Source organism: Romboutsia sp. 1001216sp1 (genome assembly GCF_039841805.1).
Taxonomy (GTDB): Bacteria; Bacillota; Clostridia; order Peptostreptococcales; family Peptostreptococcaceae; genus Romboutsia_C; species Romboutsia_C hominis.
The window spans coordinates 391389-412883 of record NZ_JBDPHA010000001.1 but is presented as its reverse complement, the minus strand read 5'-3'; the positions used below and the strand labels follow the sequence as shown (position 1 = coordinate 412883).

Sequence of the window (21495 nt, the reverse complement as noted above, 5' to 3'; positions counted from 1 at the left end):
GCTTTTTAATATGAATAAATATGTACAAGAATAAATATAAATTATAAGAAACCAAAAAAGGAAATAGGAGGAGTTTTTGTGGAAGAAATAAGTAATTATTTTTCTATAATATTTAAGGTATTTATATCTTTATCATCAATATTTATATTATTTTATGGTGTAAGTATTATATTAAAAGCAAAATATAACAAGCCTAAAAATAAAGGACATACAAGAGGATATACAAGAAATAGCTTAATGATAGACGACAGAAGCAATGTAGATACAAAGAAAGTAAAAGAAAATATAAGACAAATAGAAAACTCTAGTATATCAAGTAAAGAGAAAACTATGCAATATGATAATGGGGATGTATACAAAGGGGAGATTAAAGATGGAAAAAGAGAGGGTTTTGGTATATGTATATACATGAATAAAGATAGATATGAAGGGCTTTGGAAAGATGATAAAATGCATGGAATAGGTAAATATACTTATCATGATAAAGGGTCGTATAGTGGTGATTTTAAAGAAAATAAGATAGAAGGAATAGGAACTTATACTTATAAAAACAAAGACATATATAAAGGATATTTTAAAGACGGAAAAAGACATGGAAAGGGAATTTTATATTGTAAAGATGGAAGCAAATATAATGGAATGTGGAAAGATAACCTTAAACATGGGCAAGGAAGGCTTATTGATGTAAATATGCAGATTTATGAAGGGGATTTTGTAGAAGGCAAAAAAAATGGACAAGGCAGATATGAATTTGTAGATGGAAGCAAATATAATGGTGAATTTAAAGACAATATATATCATGGTCATGGATGCTACATAGATAAATATGGGAATATATATGAAGGTCAGTATAAATATGGATTAAAAAAAGGCAAGGGTATGATGAAATATAGAAATGGTGAAATATATGAAGGTGAATTTAAGGATGATATTATAAATGGAAGAGGAAGATATACATATAAAGATAAAAGTACTTATGAAGGAGAGTTTAAAGAAGGTAAAAAACATGGAGTAGGAACATACACTTGTGAGTTATATAAATATGTAGGCGAATTTAAAGAAGATAAAAAAGGTAAGGTAGGAACCTACTACTTAAGTAATAATATTATTTTAGAAGTAATTATAGAAGAAAATATTATAACACAAGGTGTATATATATGTAATGAAAATAAAAGATACCTACATAATATAGATGTAAGTGAAATAAATGAAAAATATTTATTAAATAATATAGAAAACTACCTCGAAAATGATAAAGAACAGAATCACATTATCACTTCAAAAATATATAATTAATTATAAGAATAAATTTTGGGGTGGTATCTATGAAAAATAAATCTGAAGATTTAAACATTAAGTTGTTGCCATTTAAAATAGAATCAAACTCAAGAGGAAGAAATACAGTTAACCAATATGGAGTGGATATGATAAAAGCTAGAGATATGTGGAAAGAATCTAATAAAGGAAGTGGAGTACGTATAGCAGTAATAGATTCAGGATGTGATATATATCATGAAAGCTTAAAAAATAATATAGTAGAAGTTAGAAATTTTACAAATGAAGATAATAAAAATCCAAATATTGTAACTGATAGAGTAGGACATGGTACTCATGTTATAGGCACTATTGTGGCAAATAATCCAAATAATAATATAGTAGGTATAGCACCTAGTGCACAGATATATGTATTAAAAGCTATAGAAGGTAATGGACTAGGAAAATTAAGTTGGGTAGTTAATGCCATAAATTATGCTGTGGAAAAAAAGGTAGATATAATATCTATGTCACTTGGAATGGGTGGAAGTTCAGATAAATTAGAAAGGGCAGTAAAGGAAGCTGTCAAAAAAGGAATATTAGTAGTATGTGCAGCTGGAAATAGTGGTGATGGAAATGCTGATAGTTTTGAATATTCATATCCAGCTGTTTATGAAGAAGTAATATCAGTAGGTGCAGTTGATAAAAAAGGAAATCCTGCTAGTTTTAGTAATGCAAATTTAGTTATAGATGTAATTGCGCCGGGGGTAGAAATACTTTCAACCTATCCAAATAACAAATATGAAGTACTAAGTGGAACAAGTATGGCAACACCGCATGTGACAGGAAGCTTAGCTTTACTTAAAAACTGGTCAAGGGAAGAATTTCAAAGAGATTTAAGTGAAACTGAATTATATGCTCAACTTATAAAGCATACAAAATCTATTAACTATCCAAGAACTATTCAAGGTAATGGGCTTGTATATCTAGCGCAAGTTAAAACTAAAAATAAGAAAAAGAATTAAAAAACTTCGCATATCTATAAAAAAATTAGATATGCGAAGTTTTTTGATATTAAATGATAAAAATTTGCAATTAAAGTTACAAAAAGGTTACAAAAAAATGCTAAATTGTGTATAATGGTATAGTAAATAAAAAATAGGGCAACAAAAGCAAAATTGGAGTGATGAAAATGATTAAATTTACTAATGTAGATAAATTTTATTCAGATGGTAATAAGTCACTAGATAATGTAAATTTAGGAATAAAACAAGGCGAATTTGTGTTTTTAGTAGGACATTCAGGAGCAGGAAAGTCTACTTTACTTAAATTATTGACTAGAGAAGAAAAAATATCATCAGGAAGACTTTCTGTTTTAGGGGAAGATATAACTAAAATAAAAGCAAGCAAAGTACATAATTACAGAAGAAATTTAGGAATAGTATTTCAAGATTTTAGACTATTAAATGAAAAAACAGTCTATGAAAATGTAGAATTAGCGCTTAGGGTTGTAGGTACAAATGCCAAAGAAATTAGACCAAGAGTTATGGAAGTGTTAAAAAGAGTTGGCATAGCTGAAAAACATAGTAAATATCCACATGAATTATCAGGTGGGGAATCTCAAAGAGTTGGTATAGCTAGAGCTATAGTCAATAAACCATCTATAATAATTGCAGATGAATGTACGGGAAATTTAGATATACATAATTCTATTCAAATTTTAAAATTATTAAATGAAATAAATGAAGAAGGTATTACCGTCATAATGGCAACACATGATATAGAAATATTAAAGCTATTTCCAAAGAGAGTCATAGAGCTTAAAGAAGGAAAAATAATTAAAGATACAAAGAGGGAAAAATATGAAATTAATGTCTAAATTTTTATACAGTCTAAAGCAAGGAATAAAAGGTGCTTTTCACAATAAAACTATGACTATTATATCTACAATTTCTATATCTGCATCTTTAATAATACTAGGAATAGTTTTAACTATAGTATTAAATATAAACCAATTTATAAAATATGCACAAGACGAAATAAATGAAGTTAGGGTATCTATAGAAGAATTCACTAATGATGATGCGAGAATAGAATTAAAAAATAAAATTAAAGATATAAATGGTGTTAAAGGTGTTGAGTTTAAAACAAAAGAAGCTTCTTTTAACGATCTTAAAAGAAGTTTTGGAGAAGAAGCATATCTACTTGAAGGTGTACAAAATCCTTTAGAGGATTCCTTCCTTGTTACAATAGATAATCCAGAGAATATAAAGCAAATATCAAGAGAGATATCTAAGTTAGAAGGTGTAACAGAGATAACTTATTTTCAAGATATAATACAAAATTTCTTAAGTATATCAAGTACAGTTAAGAAATTTGGGTCAATTTTAATAGGGGGCTTACTATTAATATGCCTAGTAATAATATCTAATACGATAAAAAGTAGAGTATATAGTAAAAAAGAAGAAATACAAATTATAAAATATGTAGGTGGTAGTAACTTATTTGTAGTATCTCCATTTATAGTAGAAGGCTTTTTTATTGGATTAGTAGGAGCTACTTTAGCTATTGGTATATGTTTGGTTATGTATGGATATATAGTAGAAAATTTAAAGCAATTTATAAATCCAATAAACAATATTATGTCGGGTGCAGTCCTTCCATTGGCTTCTATATCATCTTCACTAATATCGACGCTGCTTATAACAGGAGTAGTTATAGGGGTATTAGGAAGTGTTATATCAGTTAAAAGACATTTAAAAGTATAAAGTAATAGGGGGAAGATTGAGTGAAAAAAATATTGACAGTGCTAACAGTATGCTCTTTAGTATTTGGAACAACATATATATATGCAGATACTGAAGATAAAAATATAGAAACTAAACAAAAGAGTGTAGATGATAAATTAAACAAAAACAGAGAAGAGCAAACAACTTTAGAATCTAAAATAAGAGATTTAGATTTTAAAGTGAAAGAAATAGAAGGAAATATAAAAGAAACTAATGATAAAATAGAAAATTTAAATGGTGAAATAGAAACTACTAAAGTTGAAATAGAAAAACTAAACGAAAATATAAGTAAAAATGAAGAAGCTCTAGGTAAAAGATTAAAAGCAATAAACAATAATTATTCTATGGGATATATTAAGGTTATATTAAGTAGTACTTCTATATCAGATTTTTTCAATAACATATATGTAGTTAAGCAAGTTGTAGAACAAGATCAGAAGATACTAAAAGAATTAGATGAAAATAAATCAGAAGTAGAGAAAAAAGAAAAAGATTTAAATTATAAAAAGAAAATGCAAGAAGATTTAAAAATATCTCTAGTAGAAAATAATGAAAAGGTACAATCTGATAAAAGTGAACTAGAAGCTTTAAAGAGAGAACTAGAAACTGAAGAAGATAATTTACAAAATGAACTTGAAAAATTAGCAGCAGAAGCAGCAGCTAAACAAGCACAAGAAGCACAACAAAGTGCTGCATCAATTGATGAAAATTTAAATGGAGCAATAATATCAAGTGGATCTTGGCCAGTCCCAGGACATACTAGAATAAGCTCTCCATATGGATATAGGCTTCATCCAGTATTAAATGTTCAAAAGATACATACAGGTATTGATATACCCGCACCAAAAGGAACCCCAGCAGTAGCAACTGATAGTGGTACAGTTATATATTCAGGACCTAAAGGAAGTTATGGAAATACTGTAATGATACAACATGATAATGGAAAGGTATCATTATATGCACATAACGATCAATTACTAGTATCTGTTGGACAGAAGGTTCAAAAAGGACAAGCAGTAACTAAAATAGGAAATACAGGAAGATCAACAGGGCCACATTTACATTTTGAAATAAGAATAAATGGAAAGCATACAAATCCTATGCCATACATAGGGTAATAAAAAATAAGTATCTATTAAAAAATAATTTAATAGATACTTATTTTTTTATTTAGAAATAAATGAATTAAGTTGTACATTTAAATAAATATTAGCAAATTTTGTGCTAAAACATAATACATGTTATCATATAATATATGATTAGATAAACAAGAATCTAAAAGGAGTTTTACACATGGAAGAATATGTAGTTGTGGATTTAGAAACCACGGGTCTTGACCCATATAAGGGTTGCGAAATAATAGAAATCGGAATAACTGAGATAAAAAATAACGAAATAATTAGGAATTATTCAAGGTTTGTAAAACCAACTTCAGATATACCGCCATTTATAACAGATATAACTAACATAACTAATGATATGGTTAAAAATGAAGACCCTATAGAAAAAGTTTTACCTAGATTTAGAAAATATATAGGAAATAGGACTATAATAGCTCATAATGCTAAATTTGACTTAAAATTTTTAAATTATTATTTAGATAAATTAAATTTAGAACCTATAACTAACCATATATGTACATTAGAAATGTTAAAGGCTAATAAGGACTATAAAGGCAAAAATAAAAAATTAGAAACAGCATGTGCATATTATGGAATAGAAAATAAAAATGCACATAGAGCAGATAGTGATACATTAGCTACAGCTAAATTATTTTTAAAAATAAAATAAACAAAAAAGCAAACTATTATTTAAATATAGTTTGCTTTTTTGTTAGAATTTTATGATTTAAATTATTTTCATATAAGACATAAATTTATATCATTCAAAATAAAAAATTTTTAAAACTAATTATATTTAGTGGTTAATTTTTATTAAAACTCATAGTATATAGTATCTTAAAAAACCTTTAGGGGGTTAGACATATGAATTTTATAGAATTTAATATATCTGTAAGTGAGATAGAGTTTTCAATATTTAAAAAAATAAAAAATAAGAAGATATATATCGTTAAAAATAAATTAATTATACCGAAGTCTTTTGATATCGGGAATAGATTAAATTATATAAAAAAATTAGTAAGTACTATTATAAAAGAGCATGATATTAATAAATCCTATATAAATAAAAATGAATCAGAAAATGAAGATACTATACAGTTAATAAAGATAGAAGGTATAGTAGAGGAACTTCTATTTAATTGTGGGGTGGAAATATGCAAATAAATCCAAATGTTAACTTAAAGGTAATAAAAAAGATTAAATCTGAAGGGGTTAATTCAAATTTATATTTAGTAGAAGATACTCAGCTTGGATGTAAATTTATACTAAAGCAAATAAGTAAAAAAAAATTAAAATCTGCAGATAAATACTTTGACGAATCTAAGAAGATATATAGGTGCAATCATCCAAATATAATGAATATAAATACAGCATCTCAAGATGAAAATAATATATATATAACAATGCCATACCTAGAAAGAGGATCTTTATATAATTTATTAGAGAATAAAAGCTTAACCATTAGAGAAGTTATAAAGTATTCATTAGACTTTTTATCAGCAATACAATATATCCATTCTTTGGGTATAATACATTGTGACATAAAGCCAAATAATGTACTTATAAGTGATAATGATAATGCAATACTAACCGATTTTGGTTCGGCATTGTATTTAAATAATTCAGGAAATGCAAGGCTTAGAAATGTATATTATAAGCATATAGCTCCAGAGCAGTGTACAAATTCTATAATAGATAAAAAAATTGATATATATCAAATAGGTACTACATTATATAGAATGTGTAATGGAAATGAAGAATATAATAATCAAGCCAGAAAATATAAGGACTTAAATAGTTTAAAAATAGCATGCGCTAAAGGGAAGTTCCCTATAAGAAAAAAATATTTGCCTCATGTACCAAGAGAAATTATAAATATAATAGAAAAATGTCTTATGATAGATCCAAGGGATAGGTATGAAGATGTTTTAGAAATAATGAATGATTTATCTAGTGTAAGTAGAAACTTAGATTGGAGATATAAAAAATTAGAAGAAAATGACTTTGTATGGGAACTAGAAGATAAAAACTACAATACTTATATAAGGTTATACAAAGAAGATACAGTATGGAAAGTATTGAGTGATGGGAAAATTTATACAGTAGACACAAAGGCTAAGGGATATAAGCTTATAAGAAGTATTATAAAGAATAAAAAAATGACCTTACTTTAAACCGATCAAGTAAGGTCATTAAAAAGGGGTAAAATATATTATAAAAAGGGGTTTATTAGGGAATATATTTTATTTGGGGAGTAAATAATCGGTTATTAGGGGAATAACCTTGTATTTATAATAACAAGATTCGACAAAAAAAGCAATAGTAAATTTAAAAAAAGTTTTATAAAATTTTTATTTAAACTAAATTTAATTAAAAATTAAATTTAGTTTAAATAAAAATGTATAAAAATACATCTTCTGGATAAACTATAAAAATCTAGGAGGTATATATGAAAAAATCTAAATGTTTGCTTTTAACCTTATTATTTTTTATAGCTATGTCAAATACATCAATATGTATAGAAAAAAACAATATACTAAATAAAGATATATTAATAAATAATGTAGAAAAAGATGATATAAAAATAAGCATAGAGGATATAAATATAGTAGAGGAAAAAATAAGTGTAGGAGATGTTTACAATTCTTCTGCTATAATAAGTATGAATGTTAGAAATAATAGTAAATACGACATAGAATTATCTAATATAGATGTATATCCATATCAAGGCGGAAAACCAGTTAAGTATTTTGTTTCAACAGCTAATGAAGATATACAAGGATTTATAGGAAATATAAAAGGTGGAGAAGATAAAGATATAAAAATGGGAATAACACTTCATAATACTAAAGATCCTATAAAATTAGAGTTAAATAATATAGAAGATAAAAGTAAAGAACAAATTGTACATAGCATAAATATAAAGTAAAAAAGAAAAGCGTTGCTTTTCTTTTTTTTATGTATTATTCCATAGGTTGATGAATATCAACAGGACACTCTGGTTCATAAGTGCCGCAACCTATACAAGTATCATGTATAAAATAAGCTATAACAAAATCTCCTTTGCTATTATATATATTATATAATTTCCAAAAATCATTTTTTTTAGCCAAATAATATACAAATAATATATAAAGTTGCATAAACTAAGTATAGTCATAATCTTACAAATTTGTTCTTTGATTTATTTTGTATAACAATGTATAATTACTTTATAAATAAGGAGGTTTTATGAGTTATAATAATGATGATAATAAAATAAGACGGAAAAGAGTAAGCTCAAGTACAAGTAAAACAACAAATAAAACGGATAATAAAGTATTTAATAATAGAAGTGTAAGTGAAAAAATAAAAAATGAAAACACTATAAATAGAAGAACAAGAAGTAGTACTTATAGTTCTCGTTCAAGAGCTAAAAAAAGCAAGAGGAAAAAAAATAAAAAGTTATTAAAATTATTTAAAAATTTACTAATAGCAATGTTATTAGTATTAGCTTTAGTATCAATAGTTTCTAGTATTTATGTATTTACAGTGGTCAAAGGCTCACCTAAAGTAACTAAAGAGCTATTAGAGCAAAATTATATAAGTAGTGAAGTGGTAGATAATAATGATATACCAAAGTATTTAAAAGATGCTATTGTATCTATAGAAGATGAAAGATTCTATAAACATAATGGTGTAGATACTATATCTTTAGTAAGGTCTGTAGTACATAATTTACTAACAGATACAACTCAGGGCGGAAGCACTATAGAAATGCAAATTTCTAAAAACTTACTTACAAGTGATGATAAAACTATAAAAAGAAAGCTTAAGGATATGTTTAATGCAACTTCCATGGATAAAAACATATCTAAGGATGAAATATTAGGTATATACTTAAATAATATATATTTAGGTAAATCAGCCTATGGGGTAGGAAAAGGTGCTAAAGTGTATTTTGGTAAAGATGTTAAAGATTTAAACTTAGCTGAATGCGCTATGTTAGCAGGAATAACTAATAGTCCAGCAAAATTTGGTCAATTTGTACAAGCAAAGAAAAGACAAGAAACAATACTTTATAAAATGCATGAACTTGGATATATAAATGATGCAGAATATGAAGATGCATTAACTAAAGAAGTAACTTTTGTATCTGAAATAGGTAAATAAGAGGTGTAATATGAAAGAGTATAAGTTTAATTATGAAGATAAAGAATATGTATTAAGTTTAGATAACTGTAGTGGTTTATTAAATGATGAAGAAAAGCCCGTAGATGGCATAAAATTAGAAAATATATTAGAAATGTTATCTAATGGCAGTGAAATAGATTTTGATATGGAATATTACCAAGAAGCTTGCCCAGAATGTCTAAAAGGAGTTAAGGAAAAGCAAAAGTTTTTTGTTTTTTTAGAATATCATTTTTATATATTCACTAAAAATGGAAAGTTTGTTATAAGTGATATAGATAAAAGTTATGAAGGATTAAGTTTTAACAAATTATTAAGAGCAGGTAAAGTTGATGACAGTTATATAGTTAGTATAATAATATGTGAAAACTGCCAAGATTATATAATACAAATAGAAAACTGTATAGTATAAATAAAAAAAGTCTACCATTGATCTGGTAGACTTTTTTTATTACATACAATAAGTTAAAAAGGATGCATCTACTTGTGCTGTTATCTTAACTATACCAGGTACTACATTTGTGATAGATGATTTAGATGAATAATTAATATTATTTAGCTGAGAACTTATTTCAGTAACTTTACAAGGTATGGGATTATAATTAAGAGAAAAACTTTTAGCTAAAATACTAGCTTTATCTTTAGCATCTTGAGTAGCTTTTTTTAATGCTTTATTATAGTATTCATTAGGATTAGATAAAGAAAAATCTATATATATTTCATCATTTGCACCATTTTCAACTACTAAAGAGTAAATATCATTAACTTTACTTAAATCATGAACTATTATAGTTATAAGTTGAGTTACAGTATAAGAAATTAATGTATTTTTTTCATAATCATAATTTTGAGTAGCAGAAATGTCTTTACTAAAAATATCATCCTTTGAAACACCATAATCAGAAAGACTATATAAAAGTCTGTTTAAAATTTCGCTATTTTTATCTTTTGCTATTTCTAAGCTCTTATCTTGAGAAGAGATTCTAACATTAATTTTTGCCATATCAGATTCTATATTTAAAGAACTTACACCTCTAACTGTTAACGAGCCCTTGTTAGAGGGCATATTAAATAGGCTATTTTTATATTGCATAAACAAAACCTCCATACTTTATAGTTTATTACTAAGTTTATATATTTAAATAAGTATACTTTAAATTATATTAATTAATAGAAATTTAATATGATATAATTAATATAAATTTTTAAAATGAGATAAAAGGGGAACTAAAGGTGGAAAATGTAATAGGGGTTATAGCGTCAAATATAGAGTTAAAAGAAAAAATAGAAACACTTTACCCAAGGGAAATAAAAAATAAAGAAATTATAATAGATATTATAGAATTAGATTTATTAGAAGAACAAGGAAAGATATTAGTTGACAAAGGAGCTCAAGTAATAATAGGTAGAGGTGGAGGATATAAGCTTATATTAGATACTGTAAATGTACCCATAATACCTTTAAATATGAAATCTATAGATTTACTAAAAGCTATAAAATTAGCTAGTACATATAAAAAGGAAATAGTTCTTATATTAGGGTATGATGAAGTAGATTTTGATTATATAAGTTTAAAGGATGTAATAAATATACGTATAAAGGAAGAATGGTTCAAATCTAAATATGAAATAAGAAGCAAGGTATTAAAATACATCGATAAAAAAGAAGGTATAGTTATAGTTGGAAGTGGAATAGCTTGTTCTTTTGCTAGACAGTATAACATAGATAATGTATTTATAAATGCTAGTGAAGAATCTATAACAGAGGCTATAGAATACGCTAAAAATATAATAAGTTCATTATCAAATGAGAAATTTAACAATCAAATGCTTATAAATATACTAGATGGAGTAAAAGATGGAATAATAGCTATAGATACAAAAGGCAAAATAATACTATTTAATGAAAGTGCAAAGAAAATATTAAATACAAAAAAGGAAGAAGTATATAAGAAAAATATAAAAGATGTATTTCCTTGTATGGATTGGTTAGTAGAAGCTATGATTAAAAATGAGAGTCATAAGCGTAAGATAAGAAATATAAATAAATTGACAGTAAACACAAGGTCAGTACCCATAATAGTTGATGGACAAGTTCAAGGAATAATTGGAATACTTCAAGATATAACTAATATACAAAGTTTAGAAAGAAAAATACGTATGGATTTAAATAATAAGGGGCTCTGTGCTAAATATACATTTGATGATTATATATTCAAAGATGAAATAAGTAAAGAACTTGTAGAAATGGCTAAAAAGATTGGTAAAACAGAATTTACGACCTTATTATATGGAGAAAGTGGTTGTGGAAAAGAAGTGTTAGCACAAAGTATGCACAATATTAGTCAAAGAAAAGATAAACCTTTTGTGGCTATAAATTGCGCCACTATATCAGAAAGTTTATTAGAAAGTGAATTATTTGGATATGAAGAAGGAGCATTTACAGGAGCAAAAAAAGGTGGGAAGCCAGGGCTTTTTGAGCTTGCTCATGGAGGGAGTATATTTTTAGATGAAATAAATAGCTTACCTATAAATATACAAACTAAATTACTTAGGGTTATAGAAGAAAAAAAGATAATGAGAATGGGGTCAGATCGGGTGATACCTCTAGATATAAGGATAATGGCTGCTACTAATGAAAATCTAAGACAAAAAATAAAAGATAAAACTTTTAGAGCTGATTTATTTTATAGATTAAGTAGCCTAGAGATAAATATACCTCCACTTAGAAAAAGAAAAAAAGACATAGTATTTTTGTTTGAATATTTTGTGAGAAAAATGATAGAAGAAGGTGGTTTTTCAAATCTATCTTCTATCAGTGATAACTTTCAGCTAAAGCAAGAAGAGGTTAATCTATTAAATAATCACAATTGGTTGGGAAATATTAGAGAGCTAAAGAATGTAGCACAAAAATATGTATTAACAGGTAAAATAGAAATATTATATGTGGAAGATGAAGATAATAAAGTGGATGAATATAACTTGAATACATGTAATAGTCAATTTGAAAATATAAATTACGAAAAAATAGGTATTGATATAAAAGAGATAAATAAATATGTTGAAACAAAGATTATAAATATATTATTATCTCAAGGATTAAACAAAACACAGGTGGCAAGTATCTTAGGGATAAGCAGAACAGCTCTTTGGAAAAAATATAAAGGTAATGATTAATGTGTTAAAAAATAGTAACTAATGTTAAGATTTATTAACATAAAAAATTATCATCGAAGGTAAGTCATTATAAATAATAAGATTCACATAAATATGAAACTAATAAAAAACAAGCCTACTTAAAAAAAATTGTTTTTTATTAGTTTATATTAATTATTAGTTTATTATAGTAAATTAATTCAAATATTTGAATATTTGGCACAAGTGTTGCTTTATATTAAGGGTGAAAGTAAATAATTATAGGGTGGTGGGAATATTATGCAAAGTATGGCGGCTAAGCATTCTATATGGCCAAGAGAGAAAGATATAATATTTGATTTATCAGGGAGAGCTCAAAGAGCTGAAAAGAATATAGGAAGAGAAAATGTTATAAATGCTACTATAGGAGCATTAATGGATGACTATGGAAGATTAATAACTTTAGATACAGTTTATAGTGAGTATAAAAACTTAGAAAATGCAGAAATATCTGCTTATGCAGCACTTGAAGGTCAGCCAGATTATCTTGAAGCTGTTAAAAAAGTAGTTTTTAAAGATTACATGCCAAATAGTTATATAAGAGCAGTAGCATCTCCAGGAGGAAGTGGAGCTATAAAATTAGCTACTTGGAATTATACAAATCCAGGTGATGAAGTATTAACATCAGATTGGTTTTGGAGTCCATATGTAAGCATTACAGAAGAAATAGGAAGAACGGTAGGAACTTATGAGTTATTTGATGAAAATAATAATTTCAACTTCAAATCATTTAAAAAAGAATTTTTAAGAATAGCAGATAAACAAGAAAGAATATTTACAATTCTAAACACACCAGCACATAACCCAACAGGATACAGCATATCAGATAATGAATGGGATAAAATAATAGGATTATCAAAAGAAGTAGCTCAAAATAAAGAAAAGAAAATAATATTGTTTGTTGATATAGCATATATTGATTTTGCTAGTGATGATAATGCTAGTAGAATGTTCTTTGAAAAGTTCTCAAATCTACCAGAAAATGTATTGGTTATAGTAGGATTTAGTATGTCTAAAGGATTTACAGCTTATGGTATGAGAATGGGAGCAGCAGTTTGTATAACTTCAAGTGAAAATGTAGCAGAAGAATTCTACTATGCTTGTGTACACTCTTGCAGAGCAAATTGGTCAAATTGCAATAGAGGAGCTATGGCAATTCTTTCCAATATAGTAAATAATTCAGAGAAGTTTAAGAAATACAATGAGGAAAAAAATACGTATAAGGAAATGCTAAAAAGAAGAGCTAATGCATTTGTAGAAGAAGCTGAAAAAGTAGGGCTTGATATACTTCCATATAGAGATGGATTTTTTGTAAGTATACCTTGTGAAAATTCAAGAGAAGTATGCGAGGAATTAACTAAAGATAATGTATATATGGTACCTTTAAAAGCAGGGCTTAGATTTGCTGTTTGTGCAGTAAATGAAAATAAATGTAAGATAGCACCAAGTATAATCAAAAATGCGCTTGAATATGTAAAAAGTCAAAAGTTGGTAGAAAATAGATAATAATACTAAATGTATTATATATAAATTAGTTAAAAATATAAGGGAAATAGATTTAAAACTAAGATATATGGGGGAATTTAATATGATAAAACTAATGACTGGTAATGAAGCCATAGCTCGTGGAGCGTATGAAGCTGGTGTAAAATATGCATCTGCTTATCCTGGAACTCCAAGTACAGAAATATTAGAAAATATAGCTACATATAAAGATTCAATAGTAGCTGAGTGGGCACCAAATGAAAAGGTTGCACTTGAAGCTGCAATAGGAGGATCTATTGCAGGTGCTAGAACAATAGCATCTATGAAACATGTTGGACTTAACGTTGCAGCAGACCCATTATTTACATTTGCATATACTGGAGTAAATGGGGGAATGATATTAGTTTCTGCTGATGAACCAGGAATGCATTCTTCTCAAAATGAACAAGATAACAGAAATTATGCTAAATTTGCAAAAATTGCCTTATTTGAGCCATCAAATAGCCAAGAAGCTAAGGATATGATAAAAGAAGCATATAGAGTAAGTGAAGAATTTGATACTCCAGTATTATATAGAGTTACAACTAGATTATGTCACTCAAAGGGAATAGTAGAGTGCAGTGATAGAGTGGAAGTTGGAATAAAAGATTATGTTAAAAATCCTCAAAAAACATTAACAGTACCAGCACATGCAAGAGTACTTAGACATTCAGTAGAAGAAAGATTAGAAAAACTAGAAGAATATTCTAATAATACTTCTTTAAATTATTGTGAAATGAATGATAGCAAAGTAGGTGTAATAGCATCAGGAATGTGTTATATGTTTGCTAAAGAAGTATTTAAAAATGATGCATCATATATGAAGCTAGGATTTACAAATCCATTACCTATAGAAAGAATAAAAGAGTTTGCATCTAATGTTGAAAAAATATATGTAATAGAAGAGAATGATCCATTTATAGAAGATCAACTAAAAGCAGCTGGTATAGATTGTATAGGTAAAGACTTATTCCCTAAAATGGGAGAAATGACTCCAGATGTTCTTAGAAAAGCTGTATTTGGGAAAACAAACGATACAATAAAATATAATAAGGAATTAGTAGTGCCAAGACCTCCAGGTCTATGTGCAGGATGTCCACACAGGGGATTTTTCTATGAGTTAGGAAAGAGAAAAAATGTATTAGTATCAGGAGATATAGGATGTTATACATTAGGATTTGCACCTCCATATAATGCTATGGATACAGTAGTATGTATGGGAGCTAGTTTAAGTGCAGGTCATGGAGCTCAAAAAGTATTTAATATGAAAAAAGATAACGAAATGAGAGTAGTTGGTGTACTTGGTGACTCCACTTTCTTCCATACAGGAATAAACTCATTATTAGATGTAGTATACAACAAAGGTAATTCAATATCTGTAATATTAGATAATAGAATAACTGGAATGACAGGGCATCAACAAAACCCAGGAACAGGATATACATTACAAGGAGAGGTTACTGAAATAGTTGATATAGAAGGTTTAGTTAGAGCTTGTGGTGTTAAGCAAGTTAGAACAATAGATCCAAATAACTTAAAAGAAGTAAAAGAGACGCTAGATTGGGCATTTGAATTAGATGAACCTTCAGTAATAATAACTAGATGGCCATGTGTACTTAAGAGATTCTCTAAAGAAGACATAGAAGAATTTAACAATCCATTTACAAATAAATGTGATATAGATAAAGATGTTTGCATAGGATGTAAGATATGTATGAAAACAGGTTGTCCTGCTATATCATTTGACAAGGATGAAAAGAAAGTAAATATAGATAAAAATCAATGTGTAGGATGTAATGTATGTTCTCAAGTATGTCCTAAAGATGCAATATCTAATAATGGATTAGCTAAGGAGGTAAACTAATATGACAAAAAGTATACTTTTAGTTGGAGTAGGTGGGCAAGGAACTATACTTGCTAGTAAATTATTAACTACAGGGCTTATGGAAGCTGGATATGATGTAAAAATGAGTGAGATACATGGAATGAGCCAAAGAGGAGGTTCTGTTTCCTCTCAAGTTAGATATGGATCTGAAGTATATTCTCCAGTTATAGAAATAGGTGGAGCTGACATATTAGTTTCTTTTGAAAAAATGGAAGCTTTAAGATGGTTAGAGTATTTAAAGCCAGGGGGAAAAATAATATACAATAACTATAGAATGGATTCTATGCCAATACTTACAGGAAAGGCCGAATACAAAGAAGAAGAAATAGAAAAAGAATTAGAAAGATTAAATGGAAGCTTGTTAAATGCAGCAGAAAAAGCACTAGAACTTGGGAATGCTAAAGTAATGAATATAATCCTTTTAGGTGCATTAGTTAAATCTATGAACTTAGAAGACATAAATTGGGAAAAAATAATAAAAGACAATGTAAAAGAAAAATTTGTAGATATAAATATAAAAGCATTTAATGAGGGGATGAAACTAGTAAGTAATGAAGCTTTAGCTTAAAAATCATAAAACACACAAATTTATATAAATAAAAATTAAGCTATTATAAGTTAATACTTATAGTAGCTTAATTTAAATATACATTAAAATTAAGAATAATTATATTAATTTTATTTATAACTTATGGGGAAAAATTATAAATAGAAATTAGAATTATTTAATATATAACTTAAATAAAGGAAAAGGGGATTATTATGAACTATAGAATATTAGCTATAAATCCGGGGTCTACATCAACTAAGATAGCAGTATATGACAATGAAGAGCAATTGTTAGTAAAAGGAATAGATCATAAAGCAGAAGAAATAGCAAATTATGAAAGAATACAAGACCAATTTGAAATGAGAAAACAAGAAGTATTAAAAGTACTAGCTGAAAATAATATAGATATAAATACTTTAAGTGCTGTTGTAGGAAGAGGGGGACTACTTCCTCCAGTAAAATCAGGAGCATATTTAGTAAATGATGAAATGATAGATAGACTAGTTAATAGACCTGTTATTGAACATGCATCTAATTTAGGAGCTATAATTTCTTATGAAATAGCAAAATCTATAGGAGTAAATGCATACATATATGACTCAGTAGCCGTTGATGAGTTAAATGATATAGCTAGATTATCGGGAATTAAAAATATGGATAGAGAAAGTCTAAGTCATGCACTTAACTCTAGAGCTATGGCTATAAAGTTTGCAAAAGACAATAATAAAAAATATAATGAACTTAATATAATCGTTGCTCATTTAGGTGGGGGCATAACTGTAAGTGTTCATGAAAAAGGAAAAATGATTGACATTGTATCAGATGATGAAGGACCATTTTCACCAGAAAGATCAGGTAGGGTTCCTTGTAAAAAATTAATAAATACATGTTTTTCTGGGAATTACACACATAAAGAAATGTTAAAGATGATAAGAGGAAAAGGTGGAATAGTTTCTTATTTAGATACAGTAGATGTTAGAGAAGTGGAAAAAATGATGGAAGAAGGAAATAAAGAAGCTAAATTAGTACATGATGCTATGTGTTATCAAGTATCTAAAGCAATAGGTGAATTAGCTACAGTTGTAGAAGGAAAAGTAGATTCAATAATATTGACAGGTGGAATAGCTTACTCAAAGCTTGTAACAAAACATATAAAGAGAAGAGTAGAGTTTATATCTCATGTAGAAATAATGCCAGGAGAAAATGAATTAGATTCATTAGCACTTGGTACATTAAGAGTTTTAAATAATGAAGAAACTGCGAGGGAATATAAAGAAGAAATATTAGCTAATGCATAAATGTGTTATAAACTTAAGTAAATTTTAATTATAATACATATTATGAGTTTTTACTGAAATTAAGATAAAATCACTGGATACTTATCCAGTGATTTTAATTTAAGTAAATATTAAAATATAATTATTTAGATATGAAAGTTTCGCAACTTGCATCCTGTGAGTTTATATGAACCTTTTCAGCTTTGCATGCTTTACTAACATTATATTTACACTTCTCAGCCTGACATATTATATTTTCAGGTGTTATATATTCATCATTAGTACTATTTGTAAAAGATCCAAAAGAACCCTCGACAAAAGTTGAACAAGTAGTTTGAGATGTAGAATCTGCTCTACTACCAGCAACATTTATGCCTCCAGCATAGCATTTTTTGCTATTATTATACACACAGTTAGTTGCAGAACAATTTAAATTTTCATTCATAATTACATTCCTCCTAAAATTATCTTCTAGGTTAGTATGTGAAAAATAAAAGAAAATATAACTTATATATTACAACTTAATAATTATAGTTAATCTATTTATAGCTATTATCTAGGACAAAATGTTTCACAACTTTGATTTTCGTTGTTTATTTGAACATTTAATGCAACACAAGAGCTTTCGTCATTATGTTTGCATTCTTTGGCCTGGCAAGCTATATTGTGAGTTTTAGCATAGTCTTCATTACTAGTTGAGTTAGTCAAAGTTGCATTTTTTCTATCTTCAAAAGTTAGACAGTGGGTACCATTTGTATTTGATGCTATAGAACCTGAGATATTTATACCGTTAGCATAACAACTACTGCATTTATTATAAAAACATGTAGATGCTAAACATACTAAATTTCCATTCATAATTAATATACCTCCTAGAATTTTATCTAATTTAGTATGTGAAAAAATTAAAGATTTAATCCATTTAAGGTATATATTTATTCTAGGCAATTGTCACATAAAACTGCAACATCCTCTAGAGTCTCTCTGCCTAAATTTTTATTAATATGATACACATCTAAGTTGTGTTCTTGTCCACAAATAGAACAAGTATAATCATTTTCTCTAAGCGCATAATCTTTAAATATTTGCCAATGTATGCTATTTAAGTATTCCTTATACTTAACTTTAAGGCATGCCTCTAAATATTCACTATACAGATTATCTAAGTCAAAGCTAGTTAGATTAGAATATTCACATTCAAAATAATCACAATCATTATATAGGTTAGGTAGTGAATCTAGCAATATACATTTTATATTATATTTGTAATTTTCATCAGGACCATATAGAGAAAGATGAGTACAATAAGAACAACATTTCTTTGGTAATACTTCTTTAAGTTTCTCAACACTTTTATTCATATGTAACCTCCAATAATTTATATACTTTAATAAACAATATATAGTGAAACTTAGAATTCATTGATAAACACTCTTTATAAGATATATTAAAAAATAGTGATATATATTCTATAAATAAAGGGTTTTATAAAAAAATAAAGTAATTATGTTATATTAATTAAAACTAGGGTGATGAAATGAGAACTTATAATTTTGAGAAAGTAAGAGAAGATTCATACAACGAACTTGAAAAAATGAAGAAAGAAATGAAATATATAAATAAGTTAAATTTTAAAATAGAAAAAGAACAAATATATACAATAGAAACTCAAAATAAAGATTATAGTGATTTATATAATATATATGATGAAGAAAAGCTATATAATTTAAGAATACACAAAAAAAGTATTGGTAAATTTTCTAGTAAAGAAAGAAATGAAAAAAAGTTAAAAAACTTAAGAGTATTGTATTGTGAATTTGAAGAATGTAGGTTTGAAAATATAGAATTTATAAGTTGTATATTTATAGGAAATGTGTTTTTTAAATGTGATTTTGAAAATGTAATATTTAAAGATTGTAAATTCTATAATGAAAAAGATGATATAAATATATTTAAAGATGAATGTAAGTTTAGAGATGTTAGATTTACTAATAGTAATATAGAAAAAACAAAATTTGAAAGCATGAGTTTAAAAAATGTATATATAAAAGAAAGTAATCTAAATGGTTCTATATTTAATAAATGTATAATGAAAGAGGTTATAATTTGTGACAGTGATTTAAGTTCTATTAAAATATTACGTCCTAAGCATTTAGATATATCTTTTGAAGATTATTATTTAAGTAAATTTGATGAGCATACATTTATAGATAAAGTTGACCTAAAGAAAAAAGATAAAAATGAGTATATAGATATATGCAAAGTATATAAGGATATATCAACAAAATTTGAAGCTAATAGATTATCAAATATAGGTGGAGAATATTATTATATAGCTAAGTTAATAGAGAAAAATGGTTTAAAAGGAATAGCGAAGTTAAAATCCATGATATACTGGGCACTTTGTGGCTATGGAGAACGTCCAACATATGCGCTTATAACATCTTTAGAAATTGTATTAGTATTTGCTATATTATATATGATAACAGGTCTTAATATAGGTGGGGAATTAGTAAATTATAAAAGTGCATTAAGGGGAAATGTAGATGTAGCTTCTATAAATAAAGACTTCATTAACTCATTGTATTTTAGTATAGTAACTTTTACAACAGTTGGATACGGAGATATAACGCCAGTAGGATTTTTTAGTACTTTATTATCTGCAATAGAAATGCTTTTAGGTGTTACTATGGTTGGTATTTGGACAGCTACATTGTCTAGAAAGATAACAAAATAGAGGAAATTTAAACGTATATGTATATAAAAAATGGATATAAGTTAGTTTACATAAAGCAACTTATATCCATAAAGAAAGAATTATATTACATTATTAATATTACATTATTAATATTTATTTAGTAAAAATTTATCTATAACATGTGCAACGCCATGTTCATTATTTGTTTTAGTTACATAGTTTGCAATATTTTTTATGCTATCGCGAGCATTACCCATTGCTACACCAAGCCCTGCATACTCTATCATATGCTTGTCATTTTCTTCATCACCTACAGCTATAGCTTTATTTATAGATAAATCTATATTTTTACATAAAGCTTTAAGCGCATTTCCTTTATTAGCTTTTTTATTTAAAAATTCTAGGAAAAATGGAGCAGATCTGACAACTGTGTATTTATCAAAAAATTCTTGAGGTACATTTTTTATTATTTCTTCTAATTTTTCAGGTTCGTCAACAATCATAATCTTACAAAATGTCATGGTTTCATCTATTTCTTCTTCTGGTTTATAAACTAAAGGTATTTTATTTAAATTAGATTCTAAAACAGTATATTTACTAGGTTTTTCGTTAGGTGTTACAACGTCAATTGGTGTACTTATATGAAGATAAGTATTAAGTTTTTTAGAAAGTTCATATATAGATTTAAAATCATCGTAATTCATTTCTATATTAGATATAACTTTTTTAGTTTTAACTTCTTGAACAACAGCTCCGTTAAAGCATATAACATAGTCCCCTTCATCAGTCAAATTAAGTTCTTCAAGTAGTGGAGTTACACCAGGTAGTGGTCTACCAGTAGATAAAACTACTTTATTCCCATTTTGTTTAGCTTCTTGGATAGAGTCAAAAACCTCCTTTGTTATTTTTTTTTCGGTATTTAATAAAGTGCCATCAATATCTAGTGCTATTAATTTATACATATAATCCTCCTATGATATTTACATAAAGATAGTTATAATTATATCAATATATGCAGAATTTATATAGAGA

The 21495-nt window shown here is 26.8% G+C and carries 23 protein-coding genes; 17 read left to right on the top strand and 6 right to left on the bottom strand.

Annotation, left to right across the window (positions count from 1 at the left end):
* The first annotated feature begins 78 nt into the window (after nucleotides 1–78).
* The 9 genes from ABHC41_RS02130 (at nucleotide 79) to ABHC41_RS02090 (ending at nucleotide 8093) form a co-directional block, all read left to right on the top strand.
* A complete protein-coding gene (locus ABHC41_RS02130) occupies nucleotides 79–1296 on the top strand; it encodes a hypothetical protein (protein ID WP_092926989.1) in 1218 nt (405 codons plus the stop codon).
* A gap of 29 nt (nucleotides 1297–1325) precedes the next feature.
* Nucleotides 1326–2279: a S8 family peptidase gene (locus ABHC41_RS02125; protein ID WP_195236858.1), complete on the top strand. Its 954-nt coding sequence runs from the start codon at nucleotides 1326–1328 to the stop codon at nucleotides 2277–2279.
* A 167-nt stretch (nucleotides 2280–2446) separates the two neighbouring features.
* Nucleotides 2447–3133 carry a cell division ATP-binding protein FtsE gene (gene ftsE / locus ABHC41_RS02120; protein ID WP_092926985.1) on the top strand — a complete coding sequence of 229 codons (687 nt, stop codon included), beginning with the start codon at nucleotides 2447–2449 and terminating at the stop codon, nucleotides 3131–3133.
* On the top strand, nucleotides 3117–4022 hold the full coding sequence (gene ftsX / locus ABHC41_RS02115) for a permease-like cell division protein FtsX (RefSeq protein ID WP_092926983.1): 906 nt from the start codon (nucleotides 3117–3119) through the stop codon (nucleotides 4020–4022). Before ftsE ends, ftsX begins: the two co-directional genes overlap by 17 nt.
* 20 nt (nucleotides 4023–4042) lie before the next feature.
* Nucleotides 4043–5161, top strand: a complete 1119-nt coding sequence (locus ABHC41_RS02110; RefSeq protein WP_092926981.1) for a M23 family metallopeptidase — start codon at nucleotides 4043–4045, stop codon at nucleotides 5159–5161.
* Between the two features lie 175 nt (nucleotides 5162–5336).
* Nucleotides 5337–5834, top strand: coding sequence for a 3'-5' exonuclease (locus tag ABHC41_RS02105; protein ID WP_092926979.1), 498 nt, complete (start codon nucleotides 5337–5339; stop codon nucleotides 5832–5834).
* 194 nt (nucleotides 5835–6028) lie between these two features.
* Nucleotides 6029–6328, top strand: coding sequence for a hypothetical protein (locus ABHC41_RS02100; RefSeq protein WP_092926977.1), 300 nt, complete (start codon nucleotides 6029–6031; stop codon nucleotides 6326–6328).
* The gene (locus ABHC41_RS02095) at nucleotides 6319–7338 is read left to right on the top strand and encodes a serine/threonine-protein kinase (protein ID WP_092926975.1); all 1020 of its coding nucleotides are present in this window, start codon (nucleotides 6319–6321) and stop codon (nucleotides 7336–7338) included. The genes ABHC41_RS02100 and ABHC41_RS02095 overlap by 10 nt, the downstream gene beginning before the upstream one ends.
* A 275-nt stretch (nucleotides 7339–7613) precedes the next feature.
* On the top strand, nucleotides 7614–8093 hold the full coding sequence (locus ABHC41_RS02090) for a hypothetical protein (RefSeq protein WP_092926973.1): 480 nt from the start codon (nucleotides 7614–7616) through the stop codon (nucleotides 8091–8093).
* Between the two features lie 34 nt (nucleotides 8094–8127).
* Here ABHC41_RS02090 and ABHC41_RS02085 read toward each other — a convergent pair whose 3' ends face one another.
* Nucleotides 8128–8277: a hypothetical protein gene (locus ABHC41_RS02085; RefSeq protein ID WP_176698702.1), complete on the bottom strand. Its 150-nt coding sequence runs from the start codon at nucleotides 8275–8277 to the stop codon at nucleotides 8128–8130.
* 118 nt (nucleotides 8278–8395) lie between these two features.
* Between ABHC41_RS02085 and ABHC41_RS02080 the strand changes: the two genes are divergently transcribed.
* Both ABHC41_RS02080 and ABHC41_RS02075 read left to right on the top strand, forming a co-directional pair.
* Nucleotides 8396–9316: a biosynthetic peptidoglycan transglycosylase gene (locus ABHC41_RS02080; RefSeq protein ID WP_195236861.1), complete on the top strand. Its 921-nt coding sequence runs from the start codon at nucleotides 8396–8398 to the stop codon at nucleotides 9314–9316.
* A 10-nt stretch (nucleotides 9317–9326) separates the two neighbouring features.
* Nucleotides 9327–9746 (top strand): DUF3785 domain-containing protein, encoded by a 420-nt coding sequence (locus ABHC41_RS02075; protein WP_271892011.1) that lies wholly within the window; start codon nucleotides 9327–9329, stop codon nucleotides 9744–9746.
* 39 nt (nucleotides 9747–9785) lie between these two features.
* Here ABHC41_RS02075 and ABHC41_RS02070 read toward each other — a convergent pair whose 3' ends face one another.
* Nucleotides 9786–10427, bottom strand: coding sequence for an SIMPL domain-containing protein (locus tag ABHC41_RS02070; RefSeq protein ID WP_195236862.1), 642 nt, complete (start codon nucleotides 10425–10427; stop codon nucleotides 9786–9788).
* Between the two features lie 140 nt (nucleotides 10428–10567).
* Between ABHC41_RS02070 and ABHC41_RS02065 the strand changes: the two genes are divergently transcribed.
* The 5 genes from ABHC41_RS02065 to buk all read left to right on the top strand — a co-directional run bounded on the left by ABHC41_RS02065 (nucleotide 10568) and on the right by buk (nucleotide 17786).
* Nucleotides 10568–12511 (top strand): sigma 54-interacting transcriptional regulator, encoded by a 1944-nt coding sequence (locus tag ABHC41_RS02065; RefSeq protein WP_195236863.1) that lies wholly within the window; start codon nucleotides 10568–10570, stop codon nucleotides 12509–12511.
* Nucleotides 12512–12769: 258 nt separating this feature from the next.
* Nucleotides 12770–14035 carry an aminotransferase class I/II-fold pyridoxal phosphate-dependent enzyme gene (locus tag ABHC41_RS02060; protein ID WP_207741677.1) on the top strand — a complete coding sequence of 422 codons (1266 nt, stop codon included), beginning with the start codon at nucleotides 12770–12772 and terminating at the stop codon, nucleotides 14033–14035.
* 82 nt (nucleotides 14036–14117) lie between these two features.
* Nucleotides 14118–15917: an indolepyruvate ferredoxin oxidoreductase subunit alpha gene (iorA, locus tag ABHC41_RS02055; RefSeq protein WP_240276119.1), complete on the top strand. Its 1800-nt coding sequence runs from the start codon at nucleotides 14118–14120 to the stop codon at nucleotides 15915–15917.
* Nucleotide 15918: 1 nt separating this feature from the next.
* A complete protein-coding gene (locus ABHC41_RS02050) occupies nucleotides 15919–16506 on the top strand; it encodes an indolepyruvate oxidoreductase subunit beta (protein WP_092926961.1) in 588 nt (195 codons plus the stop codon).
* A 194-nt stretch (nucleotides 16507–16700) separates the two neighbouring features.
* Nucleotides 16701–17786 carry a butyrate kinase gene (gene buk, locus ABHC41_RS02045; protein ID WP_271892010.1) on the top strand — a complete coding sequence of 362 codons (1086 nt, stop codon included), beginning with the start codon at nucleotides 16701–16703 and terminating at the stop codon, nucleotides 17784–17786.
* A gap of 121 nt (nucleotides 17787–17907) precedes the next feature.
* On the opposite strand, the gene ABHC41_RS02040 is transcribed toward buk, so the two are convergent.
* From ABHC41_RS02040 to ABHC41_RS02030, 3 genes are all read right to left on the bottom strand, one after another.
* The gene (locus ABHC41_RS02040) at nucleotides 17908–18210 is read right to left on the bottom strand and encodes a DUF1540 domain-containing protein (RefSeq protein WP_207741678.1); all 303 of its coding nucleotides are present in this window, start codon (nucleotides 18208–18210) and stop codon (nucleotides 17908–17910) included.
* Between the two features lie 107 nt (nucleotides 18211–18317).
* The gene (locus ABHC41_RS02035) at nucleotides 18318–18623 is read right to left on the bottom strand and encodes a DUF1540 domain-containing protein (RefSeq protein ID WP_092926955.1); all 306 of its coding nucleotides are present in this window, start codon (nucleotides 18621–18623) and stop codon (nucleotides 18318–18320) included.
* Between the two features lie 77 nt (nucleotides 18624–18700).
* Complete coding sequence (locus ABHC41_RS02030; RefSeq protein WP_092926953.1) at nucleotides 18701–19126, bottom strand: hypothetical protein; 426 nt, start codon at nucleotides 19124–19126, stop codon at nucleotides 18701–18703.
* Nucleotides 19127–19302: 176 nt separating this feature from the next.
* Between ABHC41_RS02030 and ABHC41_RS02025 the strand changes: the two genes are divergently transcribed.
* Complete coding sequence (locus ABHC41_RS02025; protein ID WP_271892009.1) at nucleotides 19303–20502, top strand: ion channel; 1200 nt, start codon at nucleotides 19303–19305, stop codon at nucleotides 20500–20502.
* A gap of 107 nt (nucleotides 20503–20609) precedes the next feature.
* Here ABHC41_RS02025 and yidA read toward each other — a convergent pair whose 3' ends face one another.
* Nucleotides 20610–21425: a sugar-phosphatase gene (gene yidA, locus ABHC41_RS02020; protein WP_166504976.1), complete on the bottom strand. Its 816-nt coding sequence runs from the start codon at nucleotides 21423–21425 to the stop codon at nucleotides 20610–20612.
* Between the last annotated feature and the right edge of the window lie 70 nt (nucleotides 21426–21495).

What these genes read in the sequence shown, in the direction of transcription:
- iorA (WP_240276119.1), top strand. Translation starts at nt 14,118, where the DNA reads ATGATAAAACTAATGACTGGTAATGAAGCCATAGCTCGTGGAGCGTAT.
- ABHC41_RS02125 (WP_195236858.1), top strand. Translation starts at nt 1,326, where the DNA reads ATGAAAAATAAATCTGAAGATTTAAACATTAAGTTGTTGCCATTTAAA.
- ABHC41_RS02090 (WP_092926973.1), top strand. Translation starts at nt 7,614, where the DNA reads ATGAAAAAATCTAAATGTTTGCTTTTAACCTTATTATTTTTTATAGCT.
- ABHC41_RS02060 (WP_207741677.1), top strand. Translation starts at nt 12,770, where the DNA reads ATGCAAAGTATGGCGGCTAAGCATTCTATATGGCCAAGAGAGAAAGAT.
- buk (WP_271892010.1), top strand. Translation starts at nt 16,701, where the DNA reads ATGAACTATAGAATATTAGCTATAAATCCGGGGTCTACATCAACTAAG.
- ABHC41_RS02070 (WP_195236862.1), bottom strand. Translation starts at nt 10,427, where the DNA reads ATGCAATATAAAAATAGCCTATTTAATATGCCCTCTAACAAGGGCTCG.
- ftsE (WP_092926985.1), top strand. Translation starts at nt 2,447, where the DNA reads ATGATTAAATTTACTAATGTAGATAAATTTTATTCAGATGGTAATAAG.
- ABHC41_RS02025 (WP_271892009.1), top strand. Translation starts at nt 19,303, where the DNA reads ATGAGAACTTATAATTTTGAGAAAGTAAGAGAAGATTCATACAACGAA.
- ABHC41_RS02040 (WP_207741678.1), bottom strand. Translation starts at nt 18,210, where the DNA reads ATGAATGAAAATTTAAATTGTTCTGCAACTAACTGTGTGTATAATAAT.
- ftsX (WP_092926983.1), top strand. Translation starts at nt 3,117, where the DNA reads ATGAAATTAATGTCTAAATTTTTATACAGTCTAAAGCAAGGAATAAAA.
- ABHC41_RS02035 (WP_092926955.1), bottom strand. Translation starts at nt 18,623, where the DNA reads ATGAATGGAAATTTAGTATGTTTAGCATCTACATGTTTTTATAATAAA.
- ABHC41_RS02080 (WP_195236861.1), top strand. Translation starts at nt 8,396, where the DNA reads ATGAGTTATAATAATGATGATAATAAAATAAGACGGAAAAGAGTAAGC.
- yidA (WP_166504976.1), bottom strand. Translation starts at nt 21,425, where the DNA reads ATGTATAAATTAATAGCACTAGATATTGATGGCACTTTATTAAATACC.
- ABHC41_RS02075 (WP_271892011.1), top strand. Translation starts at nt 9,327, where the DNA reads ATGAAAGAGTATAAGTTTAATTATGAAGATAAAGAATATGTATTAAGT.
- ABHC41_RS02095 (WP_092926975.1), top strand. Translation starts at nt 6,319, where the DNA reads ATGCAAATAAATCCAAATGTTAACTTAAAGGTAATAAAAAAGATTAAA.
- ABHC41_RS02030 (WP_092926953.1), bottom strand. Translation starts at nt 19,126, where the DNA reads ATGAATAAAAGTGTTGAGAAACTTAAAGAAGTATTACCAAAGAAATGT.
- ABHC41_RS02100 (WP_092926977.1), top strand. Translation starts at nt 6,029, where the DNA reads ATGAATTTTATAGAATTTAATATATCTGTAAGTGAGATAGAGTTTTCA.
- ABHC41_RS02105 (WP_092926979.1), top strand. Translation starts at nt 5,337, where the DNA reads ATGGAAGAATATGTAGTTGTGGATTTAGAAACCACGGGTCTTGACCCA.
- ABHC41_RS02050 (WP_092926961.1), top strand. Translation starts at nt 15,919, where the DNA reads ATGACAAAAAGTATACTTTTAGTTGGAGTAGGTGGGCAAGGAACTATA.